This is a genomic window from Tahibacter caeni, assembly GCF_024609805.1.
Classification (GTDB): Bacteria; Pseudomonadota; Gammaproteobacteria; order Xanthomonadales; family Rhodanobacteraceae; genus Tahibacter; species Tahibacter caeni.
In genome coordinates this window covers 1-23,300 of sequence record NZ_JANFVR010000004.1, presented here as the reverse complement: position 1 = coordinate 23,300, position 23,300 = coordinate 1, and the positions used below count along the sequence as shown (strand labels likewise).

The following is a 23,300-nucleotide window of genomic DNA, read 5'->3' as shown; positions in this document are numbered from 1 at the left end:
GGGTCCCGATATATACAGAAACCAAACGAACATAGTCTCAATGCGTGAGATTGACAGATGAAAACGGCGTATAGCAGTATCCTGGGTTCTATGGCGGCAACAGATCGCTGGACGGCCGCCTGTATCCAAGGAAGGTAAAACGAGTTAACCGCCCAGGTTAACTCGGGCGCTGCGATTTCGCAAGCAAATCGGCGATATTGCGGAAGAGAGTAGAGAGGAAGAAGAGGTAGGAGAAGCGAAATGGCCAGCAACATGAACCAAGCCAAAGAACTGCTCTTCGGCAAGGATGGCCTCAACGCGACCAATTTTCGGATGTTTCCGGGAGCCAACCGCGAGGCCAGTGCTGAAGATATCGCCGGCGAACTCGTTCGTTCGCTGACGCAGCTCATCGGACAACCGCAGCAGGAAGTAGAAATCGCGGATTGATCTGAAGCGTCAAGGGGAGACGTGGATGTCCTACAAGAAACTGTATGAGTTCTGTCAACAGCAGAACATTCCGGTAAGTCGAAGCGTTCTAATTCGAAAAGTAAAAGAACTGACCGGCAAATCCGCACTCGTTGTAAAAAGCGACTTGAACCCCGACTTGGTTCGGGGTTTTTTTCTGAGCGCGAATAACAAAAGCATTCGAATCGTCCAGCAGGCTCAGGGGCGTGCCGTTATCGTTCTGGCCCGCCAGTTGAACTACTGTTGGGAGCGATTCGTATGGTCGAAAGAGCTGATGCATCTTTTCGACGACAACGCAATCAATAACGTCTCCAACGCCGCCGACTTCGAAAACTTACTCGAAGAATTCGCCTCTCCGCAGCTCGAACGCTCGGACATGATGGACGCAGAGGTTCGCTCGTTCTGGATGGCGCTTGGAGCGTTGTGTCCCGAAGCGAAGCGACAAGAGTTCGAGGCACTTCGCCGGGCAGGTCAAATTACTGATCTGGAGATCGCAACTCGGCTCCGTATCCCCGAACACTACGTTCGAACGTTGTTCGAACAGCGGTTCAAGGAAAACATCCGCAAGCTGCTCGACGAGAACTAAGACCAATCACCCGCCGCCGGATCTACAACCGGTAGACCGTCAAGCGTGGCCGCATCGCTCAGCGCCGCATCAGCATCTGCAAGGCGCGAGCAAAGCAGTACGGGATCGCTGCGAGCCCCAGGGCCAACGCGGCGCCTGCGGCCTGCTGAGGCGCGCTCTCGGCTTTGGCGAAGGTCCAGGCGAGTTCAACGCCGGCCAGCACAGCACCCGAGAGGCACAGGTACCAACCCACACGCTCCACGAAGCCAGGCGCATTCGCCTCCGGGGCGGCCGCCCGGACTCGGCTACGCACCGTCTCGGCCTGCCGCTGCTGGGCCTGAGCCAGCGCGGCGCGCGCGTAGATCACGCCGCACTGCGGGCAGGTTTCCATCGGCTTGCCGGTCGCGGCATCGTTGGTGTGCTGACACTTCGGGCAGGTGATGACCATCGCGCGCTCCTCTGGGCGCTCTTTCCTGTCGCCGAGGCCACCAATCTCCCACAACGGGACCGGCCGTGGCGCAGTTCCGCCCCCTTTCCAACCCCGGCGCGACCGAACAGGCCGAGCAGCACCGCGGAGACCGCATCAGCGCTGCATTTCTCGGCGCGACCGAGCGGCTTTTCGGGCCTCTAGGACTTCCACCGCCACCCCGCCGAAACCTAGCACACTGCTTAAATTCGGCTGGCCGGCGATGGCAGTCTCGGGGCGATGGAACTGTAACGAGAATCGCGGCGCTCGTTACAGTTAAATTCTCGTAATACCCGGCTTTTTATGGATTTTTTTTATCTGTTGCTGTCACGCCATAGAGCCCGAAAAACTCTCTGAACGTGCGAGTCATCGTCCCCGCTGCGAGCCGAGCGCGTTTCAGGGACCCCGGCCGCTGGCGGCCGTTTGAAGGGGGTGCTGTTTTTGCCCCCCCTTGCAGTGCGTCACAGCAGGCGAACCCGGAACGCGCCGCGCTGGGCCAGCCGCTCGAGCGCTGGCGCGATCGCTCGAGCCAGCGCTTCGACCGCTGCCGGGTCCTGCGTCGTCTGCCTGATGTCAGCGGCGGTGCCCTTGATGTTGATGTCCAGCACGCCGCGGGTCACCGCTCCACCGCCTCCGCCGGAGTTGGTCGTCGCCTGCTGCTGCTCGCGCTGCTGATCCCGCTGGCGCGTCGACTCCTCCTGCCGGCGTTGCAGATTCTGCTGCTGCTCCATCTTCGCGTTCGCCAGGGCCTGAATCTGCGCCTGGCTGAGCAGGTTGTAGGACGACGTAAGCGAGTTGATGAGCTGCTTGCGCTCGTCCATCGCATCGTTGCTCGCCTGGATAGCCGCGAGCTCTTCGTTGTAGCGGCGGGTCTGCTCGTCGAGCAGGTTGAACGTCACGCGGTCCAGATTGCCTCCCATCTGGGCCGCGTTGGCGAACGCCTGGCTCGCACCGATCGCGGCGTCGGTGACGTTCTGCAGGCCGTCAGCGGCGTTGTTCGAGCTCTCGCCCAAGCCTTCAGCGCTGGCCGCAGCCTTGTCCGCTGACGCGGCGGTTTCGTCGAGTGCGGACGTCGCCTTGTTGGCGCCCGATGCGACGTCGTCGCCGGCCTTCTTGCCGGCCAAGCCAAGCTTCTCCAGCGTATCCACGACACCCAGCGCGGCAGCCTTGACCTTGATTTCGTTCTCGACGCGAGCGCGCGTCACGGCATCGCTGTCCCTGACGGTAGCCAGCTGGGCCTCAGCGGCCGCAACGAAGGCGCGCCGCACGTCTTCCGACGTCGCGGCACCGCGTCGCATCGCGCGCTCGACCGCATCCAGCGCGGCCTCAGCCTTCAGCGACTTCTCGTAGAGGTCCTCCTGCGAGACGATGCCGAGCACCTTGTAGGCCTGCTTGAGTTCATCCGCCGCTTCCTTGTTGCCTTGCAGCGCGGCCTTCGTCCGTTCCAAGTTGAGCGTCGCAGCCTGGAACTCGGCGTTCGCTGCGGCCAGCGCTTCGGGTGTGGCCTCTGCCGAGTGCTGAAGCTCGAGCAGCGCGTTGCGCGTTTCCCGCACTCGGTCGCGCGCCTCCTTCAGATTGGACTCGGCCTTGACGACCATCGTCCCCAGGTCCTGCACGGATTGCACGGCCGGCGCGGCGGCGGCCTGCATCTCGGTGGTCGCAGCGCCCAGCTCCTGCACGCCCGTCGTCGCGCCTGCGACCTTCTCCGGCAGCGTGGCGGCAGCGTCACCGATACCGGCGATCGCTGCGGCGCCGGTCTGTGCGGTCGGCGTTGCGGCTCCGATGGAACCCGCCAGTCCGTCGATGTTCTCCCAGAGCCCTTTCCAGGACTGCGCCGTCTGTTCGGCGTTGGTCTTGGTGGACTCCCACAACGTGCGCGCGAGCTCGTCGAGCTTCTCCGACGTCGTCTGTACGCCCGCGATCTTGTCGCCCATCTCGCGCGCGATGTCGAGCTTCGCGAGCAGCGCGGCGGTCTTGACCATGCCGGCCAGCGCGGTCGCGATCACCGTTGCGGCGCTGTGGATCACGACCGATGCCCCGTCGAAGGCGACGCCGATGCCGTTGATCGTCTTGCCGGCGAAGGTGGCGACCGCCTCGATATCGCCGTGGAACTTCGTGAAGAACTCGCTCGCGTTGGTGCCGAAGTTGGCCAGGTTCTCCGCGACCTTCTTGAAGTCGATCTGCGAGACGAACTGATTCAGCGCAGCGATCCCGGTGGTCACGAACTTGACCAGCGCGTCCTGCAGATTCCGGAACGCTTCGGTCTTGCTGAACTCGTTGAGCGCCTTCTCGACGACGACGATTTCGTCCTTCAGCGGCGCCAGGATCGGCTGCAGGAACTCGGTGGCGAGGTTGTCGAAGGCGTCGACCGTGTTCTTGAAGGCGCTGCCGAGGTTGTCGTCGATGGCCGCAGCGACCTTGCTTGCCGTGCCCCCGGCCGATTCCAACGACTTCGTGAACTCCCCGATCGCGTTGCCGCCCTGCTGCAAAAGGAACAGCACCAGGTTCCGCGACGACGCGTCGAGTGCGTCGAGGGTCTTCTTCCCCTTCTCGCCCGCACCGGCCAGCGTGCTGATCGCGGTGGCGAAGTCGCCGGAGTTGTCGCCCAGCGCGGCGAGGTTCAGGCGCAGGTCCGACGTCGGATCGCGCAGGTCGTCGAAGATCTTGAGCAGGCCCTTGGCCGCCTTCTCCGCGCTGAAGCCGTTCTGCACGAAGACGCCGAGAATGCCGGCCGTCTGCTCGAAGCTGAGCCCCGCATCGCGCGCAGTCGGGGCGATCTTCGAGAGTGCGCCAAGGAGCCCGGCCAGGCCCTCGTCCGAACCCTTCGCGGCTGCGACCAGAACGTCGACCGCATCGCCCGCCTTCTCGGCGCTGAGCCCGAACAGGTCGAGCACGTCGTCGACGTAGCCAGCGGCTTGGCCGACCTCGATCTGGGCAATCTTCGCGAGCCGCAGCGTCGGCACCAGGGAGGCGAAGGCTTGGTCGATGTTCTGGCCCTGGGCGGCCAGGGCAGCGAGCCCGGCGGCTGCGGCCTCGGGCCCGACCTTGGCCTCGCGCGCGGCCTCGTGAATCTTCGTGCCGAGCTGCGCGACCCGATCCGTCGCGCCTTCGGCCAATGCCTGCACACGCGCCAGCGACTGCTCGATCGCGACCGCGCCAGAGAACTCGCCGGCCCCGAGCTGCACGCCCTTGAGCGCAATCCCGATGCCCGCGGCCAGGACGCTGATCTTGCCGAGCGTCGCGATCAGTCCGTCGGATTCCTTCTTGTTCTCCTTGGTCGACTTGTTCAGCCGGTCAATTCCGTCGGCCGCATCGCGCGCGCCTTTGCCGGCAGCGCTCGCGCCGAGCGCGAACTCGCGCAGCTTTTGCGTCAGCTTTTGCGCCTCGTCGTTTAGCCGGCGATCCGCTTCGGTCAGCTTGGTCGTATCGAAGCCGGCCTTCGTCAACGCACCGCCGAGCTTCTGCAATTCGACCGACTGCCGGTTTTCCGCTTTCGTCAGCCGGTCTACCTCTTTCTCGGCGGCGTTGAACGACTTCTGCAGGCTCTTGCTCGCCGTGTCCGACTTGCCCATCTCGCCGCGCAGGCGCTCGAGCTCGGTCTTCGCACCGGCGAGCTTCGTGCCGGTTTCGGTCAGCTCGGCCTTGAGCTTGACGAACGACTGAATCGCCGACTTGTCCTTGCCGACGCGCTCGATGTCGTCGATCAGCTTGCGGGCCTCCGGGTCCGCCTTCTCGGCCGCCTTGCCCACGGCGTCGAAGGCCTTGCCGACTTCCTCGACGCTCTTCTTGCCTTCCACCTGCGCAACGAAGCGCAGGATTTCGTCACGATTTGCCATGCTTCAGAGCCTCCCTAACTGGCGCCGTACCTCGGCGCTGGACGTCTGCTGTGCGAACTGAATGAGTCGCTCCTTGAGCTGCTGATTGCGCAGGATCTGCGCGACGCTCGGCCCGTACTTCACGTCGATCGGCGTGCGGCGCTGGCCCTTGTAGTTGCCTTTCGTCATGACCCGCTTGAACGCGCCCTTGCCGTAGGCGACGCGCTGGAACACCTGACGATTGCTGCTCACGCCCGAGGCGATGAAGGCGTGCCGCAGTCGCACGGGCCCGGTCGCCTTCGCAACCGTGACGGTTACGCCGGCGGCCGAGGCCTTCGCGCCGAACTGCATCAGTCCGGTCGGGCGGTCGTAGCCGGTCAGCTGAACCGCATTGCCGCGGCGCATGACGGCGCTGCTCGCGCGAACGCGTGCCGGTGCAATGTTGTGCGTGACCTGCGCACCGCGAACGAACTCGGGGACGAGCCTGCGCTGCAGGTCGGAGGCCGCGAGCTGCTCGGCCTTGGCCATGCGGGCGGCCATGTCCTTGAAGCGCGTGCCAGCGCGGTAAGCGCCGCGCGCGTCGGTCTTCACAGCCATCGCTACTTGCCCCCCTGCCGGCCGTCGCTGTCGTGGCGCAGGCCGAGCTTGTCGGCGCGGACGTTGTCACGCTGCTGCTGGCGGTCCACTTCTTCGGGATCCTCACCCTGTTGCAGGATCACGCCGGACCGCGCCTTGAAGCCGGCACGCACGGCCTTGGATTCGGCCTCGACGTCTTGCACCGGATGACTCCAGGGCCAGCCTTGCGGCATCCACAAGGTGGAGGTGATTTGGTCGCGCAGCTCGGTGTAGTTCGGGAACTGCAGCCGCCCCGACAGCACGGCCGCATCGAACCACGCGCCGCGGATTGCTTGGCACAGGTTCGGGATCATGTAGAGCCACTGGTCCGACTCGATCGTGCGCCGGAACTCGTTCAGGATCAGCTTGAGCGCGCGATCGCTGACGTCCCTGAGATCGCCGGTGAGCACCTCGTAAGGAATCCCTGCGCGAGCACAGAAGGCGAGGATCTCGGTGCGAACGAAGTCGGCGTAGTCGTTGCCAGCACCGGGCGGCGTCGAGAACTTGACATCCCATCCCTCCGGCAGCTCCTGCATGGTCGCCGGTTCCAGGCCGGCGATCGGCGTCTCGTCCTCGTCTGTGCCGACCTTCGACTCTTCGAGAATGCTGTCATTCGCCGAATCCTTCGGCCGAATGAACCAACCCGCGAACAGGTTCTGAATCGCCTGGCGCTCCGCGACGTTGTCGCGCACGCGGTCGAGCGTCTTGATCAGCACCAGCACCGACTGCGCCCGGGGAAGTCCGCGCATCTGCCCTGCGCGCAGCGGCCGATACAGGTGGATGACCTGTTCAGCCGGGACACGCACGAGCTCGTTGCCGCGACTTTCCATCCAGGTCGCATCGCCAGGGTGCGTGCGATACATCCAGTAGGCCGCGCGCTTGCCGATGCTGCTGAACTCGATGCCCTGGCGAATCGCGTTGCCGTTGCTCGCCGTGCCGTAGTAGTCGCGCGGGCACTGCTCGGATTCGATGAGCTGGACCTGCATCGGCACGGGCAAGCCATCCGCCGGCCGGCGCGCCCGGATGCGCCCGAACACTTCGCCCGCCTCGTCCCATTCGCGCCAGGCGAGTTCCTGCAGCCCGTAGAAGGTGCACACGCCGTCGGCGTCCAGGTACGGAAGGGACTGTGTCCAGAGCGCATCCACCTCGGCGCGCTGCGCCGGTGTTCCGTAGAGCGCCTTCGCCTGGATGCCGCAGCCGATTGCATTGGCCGCGCGCTTGTCCATCGACGCACCGGCCCACGCGTTGTTCCGCACCGCGTCGCGCATTCGCGCGAGCACCGTGCCAACGTTCGTGGCCGAGTTCGGCCCGGACATCGGCGGACGCCAGAGCTTGAGCCGTCGCCCGCTTCCGCCTGAATTTAATTCTGAGCCGCTCACAATCCGCTCCCTGTCTGCGCTATCCGGTAGGTGCGGCGGCGTGGCTTGCCGCCCGCTTGTTGAATCTCGGTGCGCAGCTGCGCGATGTAGGCATCGAGTGCACCCATCGATGCCTGCGTGAAGGTCAGGCTCCGATCGCCGTGGCTGAGCGACACCAGCAGCTTGCCGGTGTTCAGCTTGTGGCGTGCGAGGTAAGCCTCCTCAAGCCACGTCTGCAGTTGTTCTGTCGCGGGCATTGCGCACTCAGAGCCCGTACTCGGTGCGCAGCTGATCGAGCACGGATTGGTCGACGGGTTGATCGCTGGCGTAGAGCGGAACGTGGGACGTGGTGGCGCTCGGCAGCACTTCGATTGCTCGGTGCAGCACTTCCTGAACTTCGGCCGTGTGATGCACCTGCACGGTCTGTTCGATTTCGACGAAACAGCGAGTGCGCTCGCCGTTGTCTGCCGTGACTTCGGGATTCCACTCCGCCCCGTCGTCTCCCGAGACGCGGTTGTGCGGCAGCTGGGCGCGGCCGTAGTACGGGTGTTCCGGATCGCGCAGGCCCACGCGGCGCTTACGAGTCACGGACTCGCTACGGCCGCGCTGGCAGCGAATCGCGTTCGTGGGCGCAACGCATTCGAGGCCTGCACGGGCGAGCGTGTAGTTCGCGCCTTCCACGAGTTCATCGACCGCGCGCAGTTTCTGCAGGACCTTGGCGAGTTCGTCGGCTGCTTTCGCGTACTCGTTGCGAATGAGCCCTTCGCCGAATTGACGCAGGCGATCGACACGCTCGCGGAGCTCGCCGAACTTCGCTTGCTGCTCCTGCTGCTCGCGCTCGCTGAGGCGCTTGCCCAGCAGCTCGATGCGCTCCTGAATGCGAAGCTGCGCGGCGCGGCTCTCGTTGATGCTCGCTTCGACCTTGTCGAGTTCTGCGTCGTTGCCGCTTTCGAGCAACGGGATGCGCGCGGACTCAAGCTGCTTCTCGCGCTCGCCCTCCTCGTCCAGGCGCTTGCGTTCTGCGTCGATGCGGTCGCGCACGCTGCCGCTCGTGATCGCGTCCAGCGCAGCGACAATCGCGTTACGAATTTTTCCGCCCATGGTTCACCTCCAGTTTCGCGAGAAGCGTACGGAGGTGCGGCGTCTGACCTGGCGACGCGTGGCGACAGGTGGCGACGCGTGGCGAAGAATTTTCAGCTATCGAGGGGATCGACCGAACAGAGCCGCAAGTACTCGTCGAGCTCGGCCAGCGGGTACCAAACGCGGCCCGACACGACCCGATAGCACGGCCCCCGACGCTGCTGCCGATACCGCTGCAGCGATCGCGCGCTGCATTGCAGGTACGCGGCGGCGTTTTCCTCGTCGACCATCCCCGACGCGGTGACGTGAATCGAATCGCGGCGGACCAGGACGCGCCGGCCATCAGGCGTGGTGACCTCCTCCGCGACGGCAGATGGCGGGGTCTGTGCGGTCATGGCAGCTTGCAAGCCTCATCTGCGACAGGGCGCAAGGGGCGCAACCCTCCAGCCCGCACCACGCCTACGAAGTTGGGGGGTTGCTGTTGCGCCCTTAGGGACCCGAAAACTGTCGATCCCTGCGAGTCGGCGTCCCCGCTGTGAGTCGATCGCGTTTCAGGGGCCCCCGGTCGCGCCGGCTGATAGCATTGCGCTAGCACGTGGCCTCTCCGAGCCAGGCGAGGCGGTAGCGCGCCCGAGTGCCGCGCCGGTACGGCAGGACGCGCGCGATCAGACCGCGGCGCTCGAGCTCCCTGCGCGCCCGCAGCAGGACTGCAGCGTTGTGCCAGCGGTGGCGGCGCATCGTTGCAGGCGACATGCAGACCAACCCGTCGGCGCTCGCGGCGTGCTGGGCGATCAACCGCAAGGCCAGCAGCTGCGCCTGCGGCGTGAGCGTGGTCAGCACTATCGGCACCGCGATCGTCTGCATCACCGACCCTGCCCCCGCACGTACAGCGGCAGCCGTGCGCGCTCGTACGGTGCTGATCCGCTGGTGAACTCTTTGCGCGCCGGACTGGCCTCGATGCGACGCAGCTGGAAGCGGCCGGCATAGCATTCAGGCACGTCGATCGCATCGGCCGGGCGCTCGATCGGCAGCGGCCCCGTCGCGGGCTTGGCGATGCCGGTGCGTCGGCTGGTGCCGGTGAGCAGCAGCAGCTCGTTCACCTCGCGCAACCGATCGGCGACGCGCTCGCCCATCATCGCGCAGGCTTGGTCGCCGGTTGCATTGGTGCAGACGATCGTGGGCAGCTCCTCGCGGTATCGGTGATCGATGACGTCGAACAGCACGCCGAGGTCGTATTCGCTGCCGGGGCGCACGCCGATCTCGTCGAGCACCAGGACATCGGCGCCCTTGAGTTCGTCGATCACATCGGCAGCGGCATTGTCTCGGCGCGCCGCGCTGGTCTTCAGCTGAGCCAGGGTGTCGGCCCATTGCGCGTATCGCGCGCTCTGCCGCGAGTGCTGGAGCACGTACCACAGTGCGGCCACGCCAAGATGCGTCTTGCCCAGGCCGGGAGGTCCGCTCAGCGTGAGCCCGAGCCCGTCGTCCTCGCCAGCAGCGGCACGCTCGCACCAGCGGCGGACCAGGCCCAGCGTCACGCGCTGCGCCGGTGTCGCGGCGATCCATGAGTCCAGCGTCGCGCGAGCGAACCGCGCTGGTATTCCTGCCGCGACGACGCGGCGCCAGGTCGCCCAGGCTGCGCGCCATGCGGCTTCCAGGGCGTGGGCCTCAGCGCGGCAGGACCGACAGTCTTCGGGGGCGGCAGCCGTGTAGCGATCGCCTGCAGCGACATACTCGCCGTGGCGCTCGCAGCTGAATGCGCGGGGTTCGGTCATGCTTGGCTCTCCTCAGTGCTCTCGGCGTGCAGCAGCGCGCGTGTCGCTTCTGGATCGAGTGAGCCGGCAATCATGGCCTCGAGCTGCTCCTCCTCGCTGCGCGGATCGCGTGGCAGCATCCCGGCCGGCAGCCGCGGCTGTTGCGCCCAGGCCGCCTCGAAGTCTTGCGTCACGTTGCCGGTGCCCTTCAAGCGCTGCAGCGCGACGAGAGCGCGACCGGTTGCCGACCCGAGCTGCTGGCCGTCGGCGAGGGTGGCGTCGCTTGGGTAGATCCCGGTCCAGCCGCGCTCGATGGCGAGCTCGATCAGGCGGACAGGGTCGTGCCCGCTCTGCCGGTGCCGGCCGATGGTCTTCAGACTCAGCTCGAGCGCCCGTGCCGTGAAGCCCTTGAGCTTCGAGCGGTAGTCGACCCACTCGGCCCAGGCATTCGGATCCAGCCAATCCGGTGCGACCGGTACGACAACAGCAGCGCGCGGCTTGCGCGCGGGCTTTTGTTTCTTGGTGGGTTCTATTGGGTGGGTTATATGGGTGGGTTGGAGGTGCGCTGGCGCACCTACCCCAGGCGCGTCCACGCACCTACCCCCAGGTGCGTCCACGCACCTACCTAGCTCAGTTCCGGTAGGTGCATCGGCGCACCTAGGTGCGTCTACGCACCTAGGTGCAACATCGCCTCTAGGTGCGTAGTCGCACCTACCTTCCTCGCCGTTCTCGGGTTCAGATACGACCAGTCCAGGACCATCGACCAAGACGTAGACGTTCGCGCTCACGCGGCTGCCGCTGGTGCGTCCGATGTACTGCAGCTCCTCGAGCCGGGCAACGCTCCGCACCGCGGTTGAACGGTCCACGCCGGCTCTTCGCGCAATCGTCGTGAGCGACGGGAAACACCGCAGGTCGTCGTCCATGTGGTCCATCACGGCGAACAGCACCGATCGGTCAGCTCCGGTCAGGTGCGAGTCGGCCACGGCGCGCGCCATCTGTCGCCAGCATCTCCTGAGCCTCCTGGCTGCCCCGCTCTCTGCTTGCGGCGTAGTCGTCACGGCCCGACCTTCGGCTTAGGGTTGGGCACGGCCAGCGGCAGCGACGCCAGCCAGACGCTCTCGTCGAGCAGCTCAGCAACCCGCAGCTTCTGCCGGTCGAATTCGGTCGTCGGCCTCGGCGCGGATAGCGGGAAGGCCACAACGTTGCCGCCGATGGCGATCTTGCCCGGCCGTGCTCGGCGCTTGCGTTGCGGCCGCAGTGCGTCGGAGTTCTCGGCCGTCACCAGCAGCAGCCGGGGGCGCGGCGCGACCGTTGCTAGCGATCTGCTAGCAGCGGCCCCGCCCTCTCGCATGAACTTCATGCGCTCCGCGAACACGGACAGCGCGCGGCGCGTTTCAGCGTCCATCGGGGCTCTCCTTTGCCGGCCTCGACCGCATAGGAGGTGGTGCGTATCCGAGCTCGATCCAGGCCGCAGCCCAATGCTCGTCGTACCGCGCCGCGTTGAACGTGCCCCCTCCGAGCTGCTCGTGCTTCTGCAGATCGCGCAGAGTGCGAGCTGCAGCGCGCGTGTTCACGCGCCTGCGCAGGTCCGGATCGTCGGGAGCCGGCGGCAGCCCGCGCGCTGCGCTCTCCCTCTGAATGGAGCGCACCATCTCTCGCATCCAAGTCGTCGCGCGATCCTCGCTCGGGGCCTGCTGCGGGCGCGGGCGGAACGCGACGACGTTGCCGCCGATGGGTACCTTGCGCGCGCGCCCGAGACGCTTTGGTGCCTCAGAGAATTCGTGTGCGTTACCCGGCGTGACGGCCCGCAGCTGCGCCTGTGCTGGGCCAGCCCGCAGCCTTGCAATTGCGCGATCGAGGCACTCCGCGAAGGATGGCCGCGGCCGCCCGCCCACCGGCTGACAAAGCATCGCCATTGCGAGCGATCGCACCTCGGGCGACTGGTGGCTCAGCCTTGTCGGCGGCGTGCGGCCCGGCATCTGTCCGCCGTGATAGTTCCTCACGATGGTGTCGATGACCCGCTGCTGGTGTTCGCCAATCTCGTTACGCATGGCGAACTCCTTTCGCGTGACGGCGTGGACCCTCTTTCACAGGCCGGCCGTGGCAGCCGGCGCGTTTGAGCAGATCCGCGACGGCGCTCCGTCCACCTGCGCCGATCAGGCGCGCGCAGCGCACCGGCAAGGGCTGCGGACTCAAGGCGGCCAGCACCGCAGCGTCGCATTCCGCCAGGTCAAGCTGTTCGGTCGGGAACCCCTGCGCCTTGAGCGCCTTGAGCATGAGGTGCGTGCAGATCGCGACCATAAGCGAGCGGTACTGTTCGGGCGTGCTCTGGTAGTCGTCGTGCCACTTTCCGAACATGCCGGCCGCGAGCGTTTCCAGGTTCGTTTTGCGGTCCGGGTTGCCTTTCTGAGTGGAGGAATCAGCCATGGCTGACCCCCGATTCGATGCGAGCGAGCACCCGACAAAGCGCCGCGGTGGCGGTGGCAACCTGACGTCTGTCCACCGGGTTCAGCCCATCGCCCTGAGCGGCAGTCAACGTATCGTAGACCTCGTGCAGGATGAACAGCGCAAGGCCGTCCGCCACCACGGGCGCGACGCCGGCGATGCCGGTGATCTGCGCTTCCTTACGGACCAGAGCGCGCCCCAACCGTCCCGCGGCACGCTGCGACACTTCGATCGTCGGCAATGCGCGACCGGCCGACTTGTCGTCGCGAGGCGAGAAGCTGATCTGAACGCGCCTCCCGTTGAGGCCGAGCGCGATGTGCATCGACTCGGCGCTGATCGTTTCGGAGCGACGCCTAGCCATTGGACACCGCCTGCGCAGCAAGCGCAGCAGCGTGGCGCAGCAGCGCATTCCCGAGCGCCCGGGCGCCCTCGGCGCGAAGTTCCAGCGCGACGCGCGGGCCGTTCGAGATGCCGGGCGGAACGTGAGCCGGACGCAGCCGGACGAACAGCACGTCACTCACTCGCTCGAGGTCGATGCGGATCGCATCCGCGTCGAGGGACTGCTGAAAGGGAAGTTGCGGCGCGTCGGCCGCAGGTATACGATTTGTCACGTCGATCTCCTGCTAGGGATTGGACACCGACCCGCCGCGCCAACGGCGGGTTTTTCATTTGGGCGGTCCTGCCCGCTACGACGACTGCCCTTCGCCAGGTTCGTCGTTGATTTCGCTGACCGCATCCCTTCGTGTCATCCGCCGAACCAGCGACTCGACTTCGGAGCGCAGGTCAGGCTCGACCACTTCGAACAGCTCACACGTCGATTCGTATGCGCGGATCGCGTTGTAACGGGCGAAGATCAGATCCTCCGGGCATCCCTCCGGATACTTCGCGCGGTGTGCCTCGAAGATGCGGCGCGCGGCCTCGCCGAACGTGATGGAAGCGGCTAATGCGACTGCAGCCTTGCCGCGATCGCCCGCGCTCGGCTCCGCGGGCCGCGTGAACATCTTCGGCACGATCGGCGTCGCAGCAGCTGTGCCGACGATCCTATCGATGTGCGCTCGCATCGCGTCGAGTTCGGCGTTGAGAGCGCGTTGCTGCTCTTCGGCGAGCCCCGGCGCTGGAATCAGAACTCCGGATCGGAGTGCGGCCAGGATTCGGGTCATGTGGGCCAGCAAGGTAATCTCGGTCATGCGCGTTTCCTCCCAGTGAGCTGCAGCTGAGTTTGATCGCCGGGCCTACCCCAGATATCTAGGCAGGCCCGAAAGCTCGCCTGCGGCTCGGTGCGCGCGCCGCAGCGGGCGCACTCGATGCGATGCCTGACACCGTGGCCGCGGAACTGGCCGACGGCGCGCGGCGCGTTACCCTGGCCGAGCAGCGCGACGTGCTGAGGCCGGGCGCCGCACTCGCAGAGTGCGAGCGGCCGGGCGCGGACGGGAATGGCGATCTGGATCATTGCGGGCCCCGAGCCTGCGCCGCGCGCAGGAGGTTGACGCGCGTCTGGGCCTCCTCGACGTCCTGCCGGAGCGCGCGCTCGTGGGCCGTTCCGGCGACGTCCTGCAGGCGCTCGCGGGCGGCGTAGAGCAGCGCCTCTGCCTGGTCCAGCGTCATCGCCAACGGCGATACCTGCACGTCGTCCGGCTTCAGCACGCCCAGCTCGCGGGCAATGCGCGGCAGGTCGACGTTGCGGTCGGTGACGACTCCGCGCGCGTCGGTGATGTAGTAGGCGCCCAGCTCTGAGCGTTCGCGGGAGCGCTCGGCGCACGCCTTCACGCGGCGGCCGTCGCGGCGCATCGCCGGGGCGCGGTTCACGCGCTTCACCAGAGCGTCCGCGTTTACGAGGTCTGCAGTGGTCATGCTTCCTCCGTCGTGGTGGCCAGGGCGACCTGCCCCTGGATGGCTGCGCGCGCGGCGCGCATCTGTGCGTGAGCGGCCCACTGGTCGGACGTCACGCGGTCCAGCGCGGCGCGCACCTCGCGGGCAATGACCTCGCTGAGGCTCTGGCCGAGCAGGTCGGCAAGATCGACAAGGCGGTCGTAGTCGGTGCGCTCGAGTCGGATCGAGAACTGAACGCCGTCGACGAACGACGCCGGCCGGCCGCGCATCTGGCGCTTCTTCGGCGTGGTCACGGCTGCACCTCGCTCAGCTCGACCGCGACGCGCTGGCGCGTTTCGCGCATCTGCTGCAGCACCTGCCAGCTGTCAGGCGTCATCGCGGCGAGGCGCTTCTCCAGGATCTCGACGACGGCCGCCGAGTCGGACAGGCCGAGCAACTCGGCGAGGTCGGCCAGGCGCTCCCGTGTCGCGCGCGGCATCCGGATCGTCAGATGGTCCAGGCGCTGGCCCCTGGCGATGCGGCCGATGCGCTTCGACTCCCGAGGCCGCGCGGTCACCGGCGGCCCCCGGTCGCTTGCTGGGCCTGCCGGCGGCTGTCGGCGGTCTCGACGATTCCGCCGTTCATCCAGTCGTCGAGGTCTTGTGCGCGGTAGCGGACGGCGCCGCTCAGGCGCACGAACCGCGGACCCTTGCCGAGGCAGCGGAATTTCGTGAGGGAACTGACACTTAGGCCGGTGTAGGCAGCGGCCTCGGGAGTGCGCAGCAGCCTCGGAGGGGCGGGCAGGTTGGAAGCGGCAGGCATAGAATCCCTCGAATCTCGTGAAACTTGCGATGCGCGAGTTTCGCGTGAGCAAAACTACCCTTGGACGAATAGAATTGCAACAGGCGCGAGATTCGGGGGTTGCATGGAAGACGTCGAAAAAACTGCAAAACGCCGTGGCCCGGCACCGAAGCCCAAGGGGGAGAAGGCTGAGCAGTTGACGATTCGGCTAACGCCGAAGCTGAAGCTCGGACTCGACTTGTTGCAGCGCGCGCAACGTGGACGCTCGCTAAGCCAGGTTGTTGAGTGGGCGATTCAGCGTGGACTTAACTCGGTTTCTCTCACCAGCGGCGCAAACCTAGGCGACGTTCTGGACACGCTTTGGGAGCAACAGACGGAGTGGACTCGCCTCTGGTGGCTATTCAGCGAAGCGCCGGAACTTCTGGATTTTGCGGAAAAAGCAATCGCTGAGACGGTGCAGTTTTCGCAGGAGGCCTCTTACTTTCTCGACGAAGAGAGCGCGATGTACAGCGAGGTTGAATCTGGACGTGAGCGCGACGAGCTCACTGGCCGCGCAGAAGATGCACTGACTTCAATAATTGAGCAGAACTGGGATCGGCTTAAGCGACTCGTTGCTGAGCGCGATATCCAGGGCAAATCTACCGAGGGTGTTTCATTGGCTGACCTGCTAGGCATTAAGCACCCACTCTTCAATTTGGAGATGCTAGAAAAATACGCTAGCGGGGATCGACAGTGGCCTCCTTCCGAAAGCTAGTTCGCGACAACTTGCGCAAGCTCAAGGCGGGGGCATCGATCAACGAGCACGGCATCGTCTACACGCGCACGGCGACCGACGGCCGTTGGTCCGTGAACGTGATGATCGCCGGCCAGCGCGTTCACAAGGTCGTCGGCTTCGAGTCCCAGGGATATACGCGGCAGCAGGCCGAGGACTACGTCGCGACGCTGAAGGCGACCAAGCACGAGCGCGAGACCGGCATCGTCGCGCCGCGCAATCGCAAGTCGTTCAGCTTGGCCGACGCCGTTGACGACTACCTGCAGTATCTCCGCGAGCACGGCGGCAAGGATCTCGACAACAAGGTTCGTCGGTTCGAGCAGCACGTCGTCCCGCACCTGGGGAAGCTGAAGCTCCACGCGATCACGGATGACGACTGGGCGCGCTATGTCGTGAAACGGAAAGGCGAGGGCGCCAAACCCGCGACGATCAATCGCGAGCGATCGGCGCTACTCCACCTGCTCAACACGGCGCGCAAGCGGAAGCTGCTGCGTGATGTGCCGGCGCTCGAGCGCCAGGTCGAGCCGCCCGGCAAGCTGGTCTACCTGTCGCCGGCGCAGGGGCAGCGCCTCCTCAAGGCGGCCGAGTCAGACCAGAGCGAGCACGCGCTCCCGTTCGTGATGATCGCGCTTTACACCGGCATGCGGCACGAGTCGATTCTTGCTCTGCGCGTCCGCGACGTCGACGACGAGCGGCGCATTCTCTGGGTCGGCGACGACAAGGCCGGCCAGCGCGAGCAACCGATGCCGAGCATCCTGGCCACGTACCTGCGCGAGCTCGTGCGCGGGCGCGCGGCCGACGCCTTCCTGTTCGCGTCGGCACGCGCGAAATCGGGAAGGATCTATCAGGCCTCTGCGATCTTCGCCCGATGCGTGGAGCGAGCAGGGCTCGGCACCGGCATCACGCCGCACACGCTGCGCCACACGGCCGCGACCAACGCTGCCCACGCCGGTCTCGACTCCGCTACAATTCAGGGGCTCGGCGGCTGGAAGACACGAGCCATGGCCGACCGCTACACGCACGCGGCGAACCTCAGTGTGGCAATGGATGCGCTGGGGGCCAGATTGTCCGGCACGGTTACACCAGAATTACACCGCGGTTCCGGAAAACGCCGCTAAGTCCTTGATGGGCCTATAGCTCAACGGTTAGAGCAGAGGACTCATAATCCTTTGGTTCACGGTTCGAATCCGTGTGGGCCCACCAATTAACCTGCTGAATTTCCTACACTTTTCGCGGACTTGGCCGCGTTGGTGCGGACGGTGTCGGCCGATCACGGTGCCGGCGACCTGCAGCGTTGTCGACGGTTTCGTTGCAGCGAAGCGGTCTTCCCCGCACGACCTGTGCGATGTGGAAATGTACAGTCGCAATCAGGCTGGCCGTGACGCGTGAGCTGCCACGCAGACGAAGTGGCCGAGCTGCAGGCCGAGGAAGGTGGAGTGCATAACCGAGCTCTTGCGCGAGTGGTCGTGCGATCCGGGCCCGACGTGCTCGACATCGCCGCCCGACGTCGAGCGCATTGCCGGACCAAGCGTCGCCCAACTCAGGTAGCGGAGGTCTTCGCCTTCTTGCGCGCGGCGGATCGTGCTCGGGCCACAGCGCCGTGCGATGCGGCGGCTTCAGGCCGCTCCGGGTTTCCGTAGAGAACCTGGCATTGGTTACAGAAGAACGAGCGGCGCTGGGTCGTGCCGAGCTTCGCCTTCTCGAGCGGCACGCCGCAGCGTGGACAGATCTGTCGCGTGTGGACCAGCCAGTGCTTTTTCAGCTCGTAGGCTTTCTTCCATTCGAGAAATTCGAAGGCGTAGGTCCGGGCTTCGCGCACCAGCGCGTTGTGCTGTGCGACCGGCAGCGCGCCGATCGTCGATAGCGGGTGGACACGGATGCGGAACAGCGCCTCGTTCTTGATGATGTTGCCGACGCCCGCGAATATCTCCTGGTCCAGCAGCGCGTCGCAGGCCTGCAGCTTCGGTCGGTCGACGAGCTTCCTGCGCGCACGGGCCGCGCTCCATTGATCCGACATGACGTCGGTGCGCCAGTCGTAGACGTCGTCCAGCGGCTGCTCGATCCAGCGCAGCGAGCAGGCGTAGAGGTTCAGTTCGCCCCGGGCGCCGCTCAGGCTCAGGCGCGGCGCCATGCCCTCCCGGCGCTCGTCGATGCGGTAGCTGCCGAACAGCAGGAAGTGCACGCGCAGGCTGAAGTCCTCGAACTCGATCAGGAAATGCTTGCCCCAGGAGCGAAGCGCGACGATGGTCTGCCCGACCAGCCGCCGGGTGTCGAGCCGCGTGTTCCCCGACGCGTGCGTGATGCACATGCGAGTCAGGTGGGCTGCTTGTTCTCGCAGGATGACGATGGAGGGACCTTCGGGCATGGCGGGACTCTGGTGGGTTCGTCTTGCGGCGGACGTCGCGTTTCGGTCGGCGGACAGAGCGGCCGTCCATACGGTCAACTTGGTCGAAATGTCGCCTGTGGCATGTGACGCCGCGGTCGTGCGGCTCGAGGCGCGCAAGGCCATGGCGGGCTCGAGGACGACCGACTAGAATGAAGAAATTTCAATGTGGATAAATCATTAGTGCGCCGGAGCGGGCTGGAGCATCTGCCGAGCGCGATGCGGATGGCGACGCATCGAATGCGGCGATCGGCGGTCGCCGCGCACGATGCGCGGCAAGCCTGCGTGCAGCTCGCATGGCGAGCCCGGATACGAATCGCACCGAGTATGAGGTTGCCGTTGGCAAACGGGTTGCTGTCGGTCATCGCGAAGCCATCGGCGATGCGCGCCGTCGAGCGGACCTGCTCGGTGCCGCGCGTCGCACGCCCAGTCACCCACCTTGCAACGAGGAACTGCCATGTCCCGCGAACCCGATTCGTTTTCACCGCAGCGTCGCGCCGTGGTCGGTGGCGTCGCGCTCGCTCTGGCCGCCGGCGGCGCGGCGACGGTGCCAGCGCAGGAAACCGCTGCGGCCGGCTCCGACGGGTTGCCGCCGCCGGCCCCGCTCGCGGACCCGCGCGCGCTGTACCGCAAGCCGCCGTTCGAACGACGGTCGCGGCCGTGGCCGGGTCTCGCCGCCAGGATGAATCCGCCGCCGGATCACGGCGAAGAAAGTTACAAGGGGCACGGCCGGCTGACCGGTCGCAAGGCGCTGATCGCCGGCGGCGGCTCCGGCATCGGCCGGGCAGCGGCGATCGCCTATGCGCGCGAAGGTGCGGATGTCGCGATCTCCTATCTCGCGGCCGAGGAGGACGACGCCCAGTCGACGGCCGACTGGATACGCAAGGCCGGACGCAAGGCGGTGCTGCTTCCGGGCGACATCCGCAACGAAAGCTTCTGCCAGCGCCTCGTGGAGGATGCCGTGAAAGGCCTCGGCGGGCTCGACATCCTCGTGAACAATGCCGGCCGGCAGAAGATCGCTGGGTCCATCCTCGACATCAGGACCGAGGACTTCGACTGGACGCTGAAGACCAACATCTATGCGATGTTCTGGATCACCAAGGCAGCCGTACCGCACCTGCCGCCGGGCGGCATCATCATCAACACCTCGTCGTTCACGGCCTACGATCCGCCGGAGAACCTGCTCGACTACGCCGCGACGAAGGCGGCGATCGCGAATTTATCGAAGTGCCTGGCCAAGCAGCTCGCGCAGAAAGGCATTCGCGTGAACGCCGTGGCGCCGGGGCCGTACTGGACGCCGCTCCAGGTCTGCGGCGGGCAGACGATGGAAAAGCTGGAGTCGTTCGGAGGCGACACGCCGCTGGGTCGTCCCGGGCAGCCCGCCGAGATCGCGACGGTCTACGTGGACCTGGCGTCGACCGAGGCCAGCTACGTGACGGGCCAGGTATACGGCGCCGCCGGCGGCCGCGGAAATCCGTAGCGGAGTCCTGCCGCACCGACGGCGCCGCGATCTACGGCTGCTTGCAGCCCGCCGCAATCAGCCGATCCAGGTTCATTTCCGCAAAGCGCTGGCGCAGCAGCGCGCTGCGCCGGTCGACGGCGCCGCGCGTCGCGGACGGGGATTGGCTGCCCGCGTTGGCTTCCGCCTGCAGCAAGGTGGCGCGGAACGTATTTGCGACGCGGCCCAGCCGCCCTTCGCCGTGGCCGGCGTCGAGGGCCGCCTTCAGCGTGCCGGCGGTGAGTTCGATGTCGGTCGCCGCCAGGAAGGTTCGCGCTAGGGTCTCGTAGCTGATCCGCGATGCAGCCGGCGGTGCGATGCCGCTCGCGTTCGCGAAGGCGACCAGAGCGTTCCATTGCTGCGCGAACACGCTGGAGCCGTCGACGCACGCTCGAAGGTACTGCGTGCGCAGGGCTTCGCTGGACTGCAATGCCGGCAGCACGAGGACTTCGGCGACCGGCGTTTTTCCGTCACCGGTCCAGGCGATCGCGCACGGCCTGCCGAAACGGCATTTCCCTTGGCCGATGAGCTTGCGTCCGAAGTCGTCCTGGTCTCGCAGCGCGAGCCAGAACGTCCCGTTCCACTGCTTCATGTCCGCAAACACGTCGACCGCATGGCTGGCATCGTCGTGAGCCCGGGTTCTCGCGCTGGCGAGGCCGAACCAGTTCGGCCGGCAGCCTTCCTTGCCGTTCTCTGTCTGCCGGAAACACAGCAGCACGTCGGGCAGCGATGCCAGGTCGTCGCCGGATTCCCAGGCCTGGCCCGGCGCGGCGGTCGCGGCGATCTCGGTGATGACGATCACGCCTTCGGAGGCGAAGAGGGTGTTGTCGGACGATCCCTCTGCGACGGGTGCCGTCGGCTCCGCTGTGCCAGGTGTCGTCGGCTCCGTTGTGCGGAGTGTCGGGAGCGCGCTGACCGACTCGCTTGTCGATTGCCGGTCCCCGTCGTGATTCAGCACTGCTGGAGTCGTTGTTTCAGAGCCAGAGGCCGCCCGGTCGGTTCCCGCCGGTGCATCGGGCGTTGGTTGTCGCCTGGAAACGGAGTCCTTCGTCGAGCCCGGGCTCCGTTCCGAGAGCAGCGACACCGGCCGCGCCGGCTCGGGTCCAGGCTGGCTGCGCCAGGGTTGCCAATAGGCGAGTCCGGCCAAACCGAGAACGCCTGCGGCCGCGACGCCGAGATAGCGCGACAGCCGGATGAGCGGCGGATCTACTGATGTAGGTGTTTCGATTTCTGCCGTGGCCTGCCTCGGCTTGACTAATTTACGAAGAGCGTGCGCGATGTCGCGGTAGGCCTCGTCCTGGTTCGACCAGCTCGCGATCGGTTTGCCGTCGCGGGGATACGCCGGCAATTCGCCGAACGGCGCCGTCTTCCAGTCGCACGCGCGGATGATCACCGGAACGACCTTCGCGAGCTTCTGCTCGTGGCGTTCCATCGCCGATTTCAGCTCGCGCGAGTAGCAGTAGTTCGAGGCGATGAAGCTCGCGCTGATCAGCAGCAGGATGATGTCGGCCTTCTTCAGCTCGCCGTCGATCTGCCGCGTGAAGTCCTCACCGGCCTCGATGCGGCGATCGTGCCAGGGCTCTATCAGGCCTTCGCGCTCGAGCAGGGACAGGTGCTTGAGCAACTCGTTCTTGTACTGCTCGTCCTCATGCGCGTACGAAATGAATACCTTTGCGGCCATCGTTCTCCCCTTCGCGCGTCCGGACCGGCTCAAGCTACTGGCGCGACGGCAGGCAAGATCTCAGGGCGGTTGCTTCCGCGAGGGCGATTTGTCCGCGGCAGCTGGTCGACGGTCCTGATCCGGGCTCCTGGAAACGGTCGGGCCTGTCCGCCTCGAGCATTCGGAGGACATGGCGCGGCGCCGGCCCCGTGCGGTTCCGCCTGCCTGCGCGTTCGGACGAGGGGCATAGGATGAACTGCCGCAAGGGCGGGCTCTCACCAGCTGCGGTGCGGAAACTCGCGCAGCCGTCGCCCGCGCCCGCCGTCGATCGACGCCGAGCCCGTATCCGCCGCCGATCGTCGAAGCGATGCGGGCACACGCCGGTCACGGCCACAACGGCACCTCGATGGCGACGCCGCACGTGACCGGCTGCGCCGCGCTGGACGTGCCCTCGCACAGCGGCGCGAGCGCCGCCTCGATCAAGGCGGCGATTCTCGGTTCCACGGTCGCCACCTCGTCGCTGGCGGATAAGGTCGCCGCGGGCGGACGCCCGAACTGCAGCGGCTTCTGATCGTCGGCGACACACAGCGCGAAAGGCCCGGCTCTGCCGGGCCCTTTTTATGTCTGGTGCGCAAGATCGTCTCGTTCGCGACAGGCTGCCGCGCCGCTTCGCGCAATATCGGCAACGGCGTGCGAGAGAATCGCGGCTCGCGATGCAGCGCAAATTGCCGCGTCCGCGCAATCCCGCGACAATCGCGCGGCATCGGTTCCGGGAGCTTGCATGGGCGCAGCGGCGCACGATTGGCCTGTCGACGGCGCCCGTCCGCGCGGTGCGGCTGCCGGCCGGACCGCCGCGCGATGAGCGGCTACGGCGGCGACGAAGCGCGTCTCGACGGCCTGCTGCTGCAGGCGCTGCGCCTGGACGGCGAGGAGCGCGAGCGCTTTCTGGCCGAGCTGCGCGGGAGCGACGCGGATGCCCACGGGAAACTGCTCGCGCTGATCGAACTCGCCGAGCGACCGCTGGCCCTGCTCGAGACCGCGCGCTCGGACCGCGCCGACGCACTGGCCGCGCTGAGCGAGCGCGTTGCTGCCGACGATGCGCACAGCGGCCGGCGCATCGGCAGCTGGCGCCTGCTGCGCCAGGTCGGCCGCGGCGGCATGGGCAGCGTCTACGAGGTCGCGCGCGAGGACGGCGTCTTCGTGCAGAAGGCCGCGCTCAAGCTGATACGCAGCGACTACGCCGCACCGGATTTCCTCGCCCGCTTCAGCCTGGAGCGGCAGATCCTCGCGACGTTGAACCATGCGGGCATCGCGCACCTGCTCGACGGCGGCGAGACCGAGGCCGGCGATCCCTATCTCGTCATGGAATACGTCGACGGCGTGCGCATCGACGCCTGGTGCGACGAACGCCAGCTCGATCTCGACGCGCGGCTCGCCTTGTTCCTGCAGGTGGCCGAGGCGGTCGATCACGCGCACGCGCGCCGCGTCGTGCATCGCGATCTCAAGCCGTCGAACATCGCGGTGACCGGCGACGGCCAGGTCAAGCTGCTCGACTTCGGCATCGGCAAGGTGCTCGACGCCGACGGCGCAGCCGAGCGCGGCGAGCGCACGGCGACGCAGCTGTTCACGCCGGACTACGCCACGCCGGAGCAGGTACTCGGCCGCTCCGCCGGCGTGCCGTCGGACATCTACCAGCTCGGCCTGCTGCTGTACGAGCTGATCACGGGACAGCACGCGCAGCAGCCGGCCGACGTGACCCAGGCCTCGCTGGAGCGCGCGGTCTGCCGCGACGATCCGCCGTTGCCGAGCGCCGCGGCCGCGGCCGCACCGCCGCCGAG

Annotated in this window: 29 protein-coding genes, 1 tRNA gene and 1 pseudogene; 8 read left to right on the top strand and 23 right to left on the bottom strand. The window is 66.5% G+C overall.

The window, feature by feature from the left end; translation table 11 throughout:
• Positions 1 to 240: 240 nt before the first annotated feature.
• Positions 241 to 426, top strand: coding sequence for a hypothetical protein (locus NON22_RS00905; protein ID WP_257385006.1), 186 nt, complete (start codon positions 241 to 243; stop codon positions 424 to 426).
• A 25-nt stretch (positions 427 to 451) separates the two neighbouring features.
• Positions 452 to 1,030 carry a hypothetical protein gene (locus NON22_RS00900; RefSeq protein ID WP_257385005.1) on the top strand — a complete coding sequence of 193 codons (579 nt, stop codon included), beginning with the start codon at positions 452 to 454 and terminating at the stop codon, positions 1,028 to 1,030.
• Positions 1,031 to 1,088: 58 nt separating this feature from the next.
• Here NON22_RS00900 and NON22_RS00895 read toward each other — a convergent pair whose 3' ends face one another.
• The 21 genes and pseudogenes from NON22_RS00895 to NON22_RS00800 form a co-directional block, all read right to left on the bottom strand.
• A complete protein-coding gene (locus tag NON22_RS00895) occupies positions 1,089 to 1,457 on the bottom strand; it encodes a hypothetical protein (protein WP_257385004.1) in 369 nt (122 codons plus the stop codon).
• Positions 1,458 to 1,936: 479 nt separating this feature from the next.
• A complete protein-coding gene (locus NON22_RS00890; protein WP_257385003.1) occupies positions 1,937 to 5,311 on the bottom strand; it encodes a phage tail tape measure protein in 3,375 nt (1,124 codons plus the stop codon).
• 3 nt (positions 5,312 to 5,314) lie between these two features.
• The gene (locus tag NON22_RS00885; RefSeq protein ID WP_257385002.1) at positions 5,315 to 5,887 is read right to left on the bottom strand and encodes a phage tail protein; all 573 of its coding nucleotides are present in this window, start codon (positions 5,885 to 5,887) and stop codon (positions 5,315 to 5,317) included.
• Positions 5,888 to 5,889: 2 nt separating this feature from the next.
• Entirely contained in the window at positions 5,890 to 7,284 is a 1,395-nt protein-coding gene (locus NON22_RS00880) for a phage portal protein (protein ID WP_257385001.1), read from the bottom strand.
• Positions 7,281 to 7,520, bottom strand: a complete 240-nt coding sequence (gpW, locus tag NON22_RS00875; RefSeq protein ID WP_257385000.1) for a gpW family protein — start codon at positions 7,518 to 7,520, stop codon at positions 7,281 to 7,283. Before gpW ends, NON22_RS00880 begins: the two co-directional genes overlap by 4 nt.
• Before the next feature lie 7 nt (positions 7,521 to 7,527).
• The gene (locus NON22_RS00870) at positions 7,528 to 8,364 is read right to left on the bottom strand and encodes a hypothetical protein (RefSeq protein ID WP_257384999.1); all 837 of its coding nucleotides are present in this window, start codon (positions 8,362 to 8,364) and stop codon (positions 7,528 to 7,530) included.
• A 92-nt stretch (positions 8,365 to 8,456) separates the two neighbouring features.
• Positions 8,457 to 8,738, bottom strand: coding sequence for a helix-turn-helix domain-containing protein (locus tag NON22_RS00865; protein ID WP_257384998.1), 282 nt, complete (start codon positions 8,736 to 8,738; stop codon positions 8,457 to 8,459).
• A 193-nt stretch (positions 8,739 to 8,931) separates the two neighbouring features.
• Positions 8,932 to 9,207 (bottom strand): hypothetical protein, encoded by a 276-nt coding sequence (locus tag NON22_RS00860; RefSeq protein WP_257384997.1) that lies wholly within the window; start codon positions 9,205 to 9,207, stop codon positions 8,932 to 8,934.
• Positions 9,207 to 10,115, bottom strand: a complete 909-nt coding sequence (locus tag NON22_RS00855; RefSeq protein WP_257384996.1) for an ATP-binding protein — start codon at positions 10,113 to 10,115, stop codon at positions 9,207 to 9,209. The genes NON22_RS00860 and NON22_RS00855 overlap by 1 nt, the downstream gene beginning before the upstream one ends.
• On the bottom strand, positions 10,112 to 10,687 hold the full coding sequence (locus tag NON22_RS00850) for a hypothetical protein (RefSeq protein ID WP_257384995.1): 576 nt from the start codon (positions 10,685 to 10,687) through the stop codon (positions 10,112 to 10,114). Before NON22_RS00850 ends, NON22_RS00855 begins: the two co-directional genes overlap by 4 nt.
• Before the next feature lie 228 nt (positions 10,688 to 10,915).
• Positions 10,916 to 11,089, bottom strand: a pseudogene (locus NON22_RS24930) (helix-turn-helix domain-containing protein); the annotation flags it as partial.
• 59 nt (positions 11,090 to 11,148) lie between these two features.
• Positions 11,149 to 11,499 carry a hypothetical protein gene (locus NON22_RS00845; RefSeq protein WP_257384994.1) on the bottom strand — a complete coding sequence of 117 codons (351 nt, stop codon included), beginning with the start codon at positions 11,497 to 11,499 and terminating at the stop codon, positions 11,149 to 11,151.
• A complete protein-coding gene (locus NON22_RS00840) occupies positions 11,489 to 12,145 on the bottom strand; it encodes a hypothetical protein (protein ID WP_257384993.1) in 657 nt (218 codons plus the stop codon). The genes NON22_RS00845 and NON22_RS00840 overlap by 11 nt, the downstream gene beginning before the upstream one ends.
• The gene (locus NON22_RS00835; protein ID WP_257384992.1) at positions 12,138 to 12,521 is read right to left on the bottom strand and encodes a hypothetical protein; all 384 of its coding nucleotides are present in this window, start codon (positions 12,519 to 12,521) and stop codon (positions 12,138 to 12,140) included. The genes NON22_RS00840 and NON22_RS00835 overlap by 8 nt, the downstream gene beginning before the upstream one ends.
• Positions 12,514 to 12,900: a hypothetical protein gene (locus NON22_RS00830; RefSeq protein ID WP_257384991.1), complete on the bottom strand. Its 387-nt coding sequence runs from the start codon at positions 12,898 to 12,900 to the stop codon at positions 12,514 to 12,516. Before NON22_RS00830 ends, NON22_RS00835 begins: the two co-directional genes overlap by 8 nt.
• Complete coding sequence (locus NON22_RS00825) at positions 12,893 to 13,150, bottom strand: hypothetical protein (protein ID WP_257384990.1); 258 nt, start codon at positions 13,148 to 13,150, stop codon at positions 12,893 to 12,895. Before NON22_RS00825 ends, NON22_RS00830 begins: the two co-directional genes overlap by 8 nt.
• A gap of 75 nt (positions 13,151 to 13,225) precedes the next feature.
• A complete protein-coding gene (locus NON22_RS00820) occupies positions 13,226 to 13,726 on the bottom strand; it encodes a hypothetical protein (protein WP_257384989.1) in 501 nt (166 codons plus the stop codon).
• A 259-nt stretch (positions 13,727 to 13,985) separates the two neighbouring features.
• Positions 13,986 to 14,390: a hypothetical protein gene (locus NON22_RS00815; RefSeq protein ID WP_257384988.1), complete on the bottom strand. Its 405-nt coding sequence runs from the start codon at positions 14,388 to 14,390 to the stop codon at positions 13,986 to 13,988.
• Entirely contained in the window at positions 14,387 to 14,662 is a 276-nt protein-coding gene (locus NON22_RS00810) for a hypothetical protein (protein WP_257384987.1), read from the bottom strand. Before NON22_RS00810 ends, NON22_RS00815 begins: the two co-directional genes overlap by 4 nt.
• Entirely contained in the window at positions 14,659 to 14,925 is a 267-nt protein-coding gene (locus NON22_RS00805) for a hypothetical protein (protein ID WP_257384986.1), read from the bottom strand. Before NON22_RS00805 ends, NON22_RS00810 begins: the two co-directional genes overlap by 4 nt.
• Complete coding sequence (locus NON22_RS00800; protein WP_257384985.1) at positions 14,922 to 15,170, bottom strand: helix-turn-helix transcriptional regulator; 249 nt, start codon at positions 15,168 to 15,170, stop codon at positions 14,922 to 14,924. Before NON22_RS00800 ends, NON22_RS00805 begins: the two co-directional genes overlap by 4 nt.
• Before the next feature lie 103 nt (positions 15,171 to 15,273).
• On the opposite strand from NON22_RS00800, the gene NON22_RS00795 reads away from it, so the two are divergent.
• The 3 genes from NON22_RS00795 (at position 15,274) to NON22_RS00785 (ending at position 17,124) form a co-directional block, all read left to right on the top strand.
• Entirely contained in the window at positions 15,274 to 15,903 is a 630-nt protein-coding gene (locus NON22_RS00795) for a hypothetical protein (RefSeq protein ID WP_257384984.1), read from the top strand.
• Positions 15,904 to 15,914: 11 nt separating this feature from the next.
• Positions 15,915 to 17,039: a tyrosine-type recombinase/integrase gene (locus NON22_RS00790; protein WP_257384983.1), complete on the top strand. Its 1,125-nt coding sequence runs from the start codon at positions 15,915 to 15,917 to the stop codon at positions 17,037 to 17,039.
• Positions 17,040 to 17,048: 9 nt separating this feature from the next.
• Positions 17,049 to 17,124, top strand: a tRNA-Ile gene (locus NON22_RS00785).
• Positions 17,125 to 17,461: 337 nt separating this feature from the next.
• On the opposite strand, the gene NON22_RS00780 is transcribed toward NON22_RS00785, so the two are convergent.
• A complete protein-coding gene (locus tag NON22_RS00780; RefSeq protein WP_257384982.1) occupies positions 17,462 to 18,286 on the bottom strand; it encodes an endonuclease in 825 nt (274 codons plus the stop codon).
• 475 nt (positions 18,287 to 18,761) lie between these two features.
• On the opposite strand from NON22_RS00780, the gene NON22_RS00775 reads away from it, so the two are divergent.
• Positions 18,762 to 19,784 (top strand): SDR family oxidoreductase, encoded by a 1,023-nt coding sequence (locus NON22_RS00775; RefSeq protein WP_257384981.1) that lies wholly within the window; start codon positions 18,762 to 18,764, stop codon positions 19,782 to 19,784.
• Positions 19,785 to 19,815: 31 nt separating this feature from the next.
• Here NON22_RS00775 and NON22_RS00770 read toward each other — a convergent pair whose 3' ends face one another.
• Entirely contained in the window at positions 19,816 to 21,483 is a 1,668-nt protein-coding gene (locus NON22_RS00770; RefSeq protein ID WP_257384980.1) for a toll/interleukin-1 receptor domain-containing protein, read from the bottom strand.
• 346 nt (positions 21,484 to 21,829) lie between these two features.
• On the opposite strand from NON22_RS00770, the gene NON22_RS00765 reads away from it, so the two are divergent.
• Positions 21,830 to 22,033, top strand: coding sequence for a S8 family serine peptidase (locus NON22_RS00765; RefSeq protein WP_257384979.1), 204 nt, complete (start codon positions 21,830 to 21,832; stop codon positions 22,031 to 22,033).
• Between the two features lie 287 nt (positions 22,034 to 22,320).
• Positions 22,321 to 23,300 (top strand): serine/threonine-protein kinase (locus NON22_RS00760; RefSeq protein ID WP_257384978.1); only part of this gene is annotated, 980 nt, incomplete at its 3' end.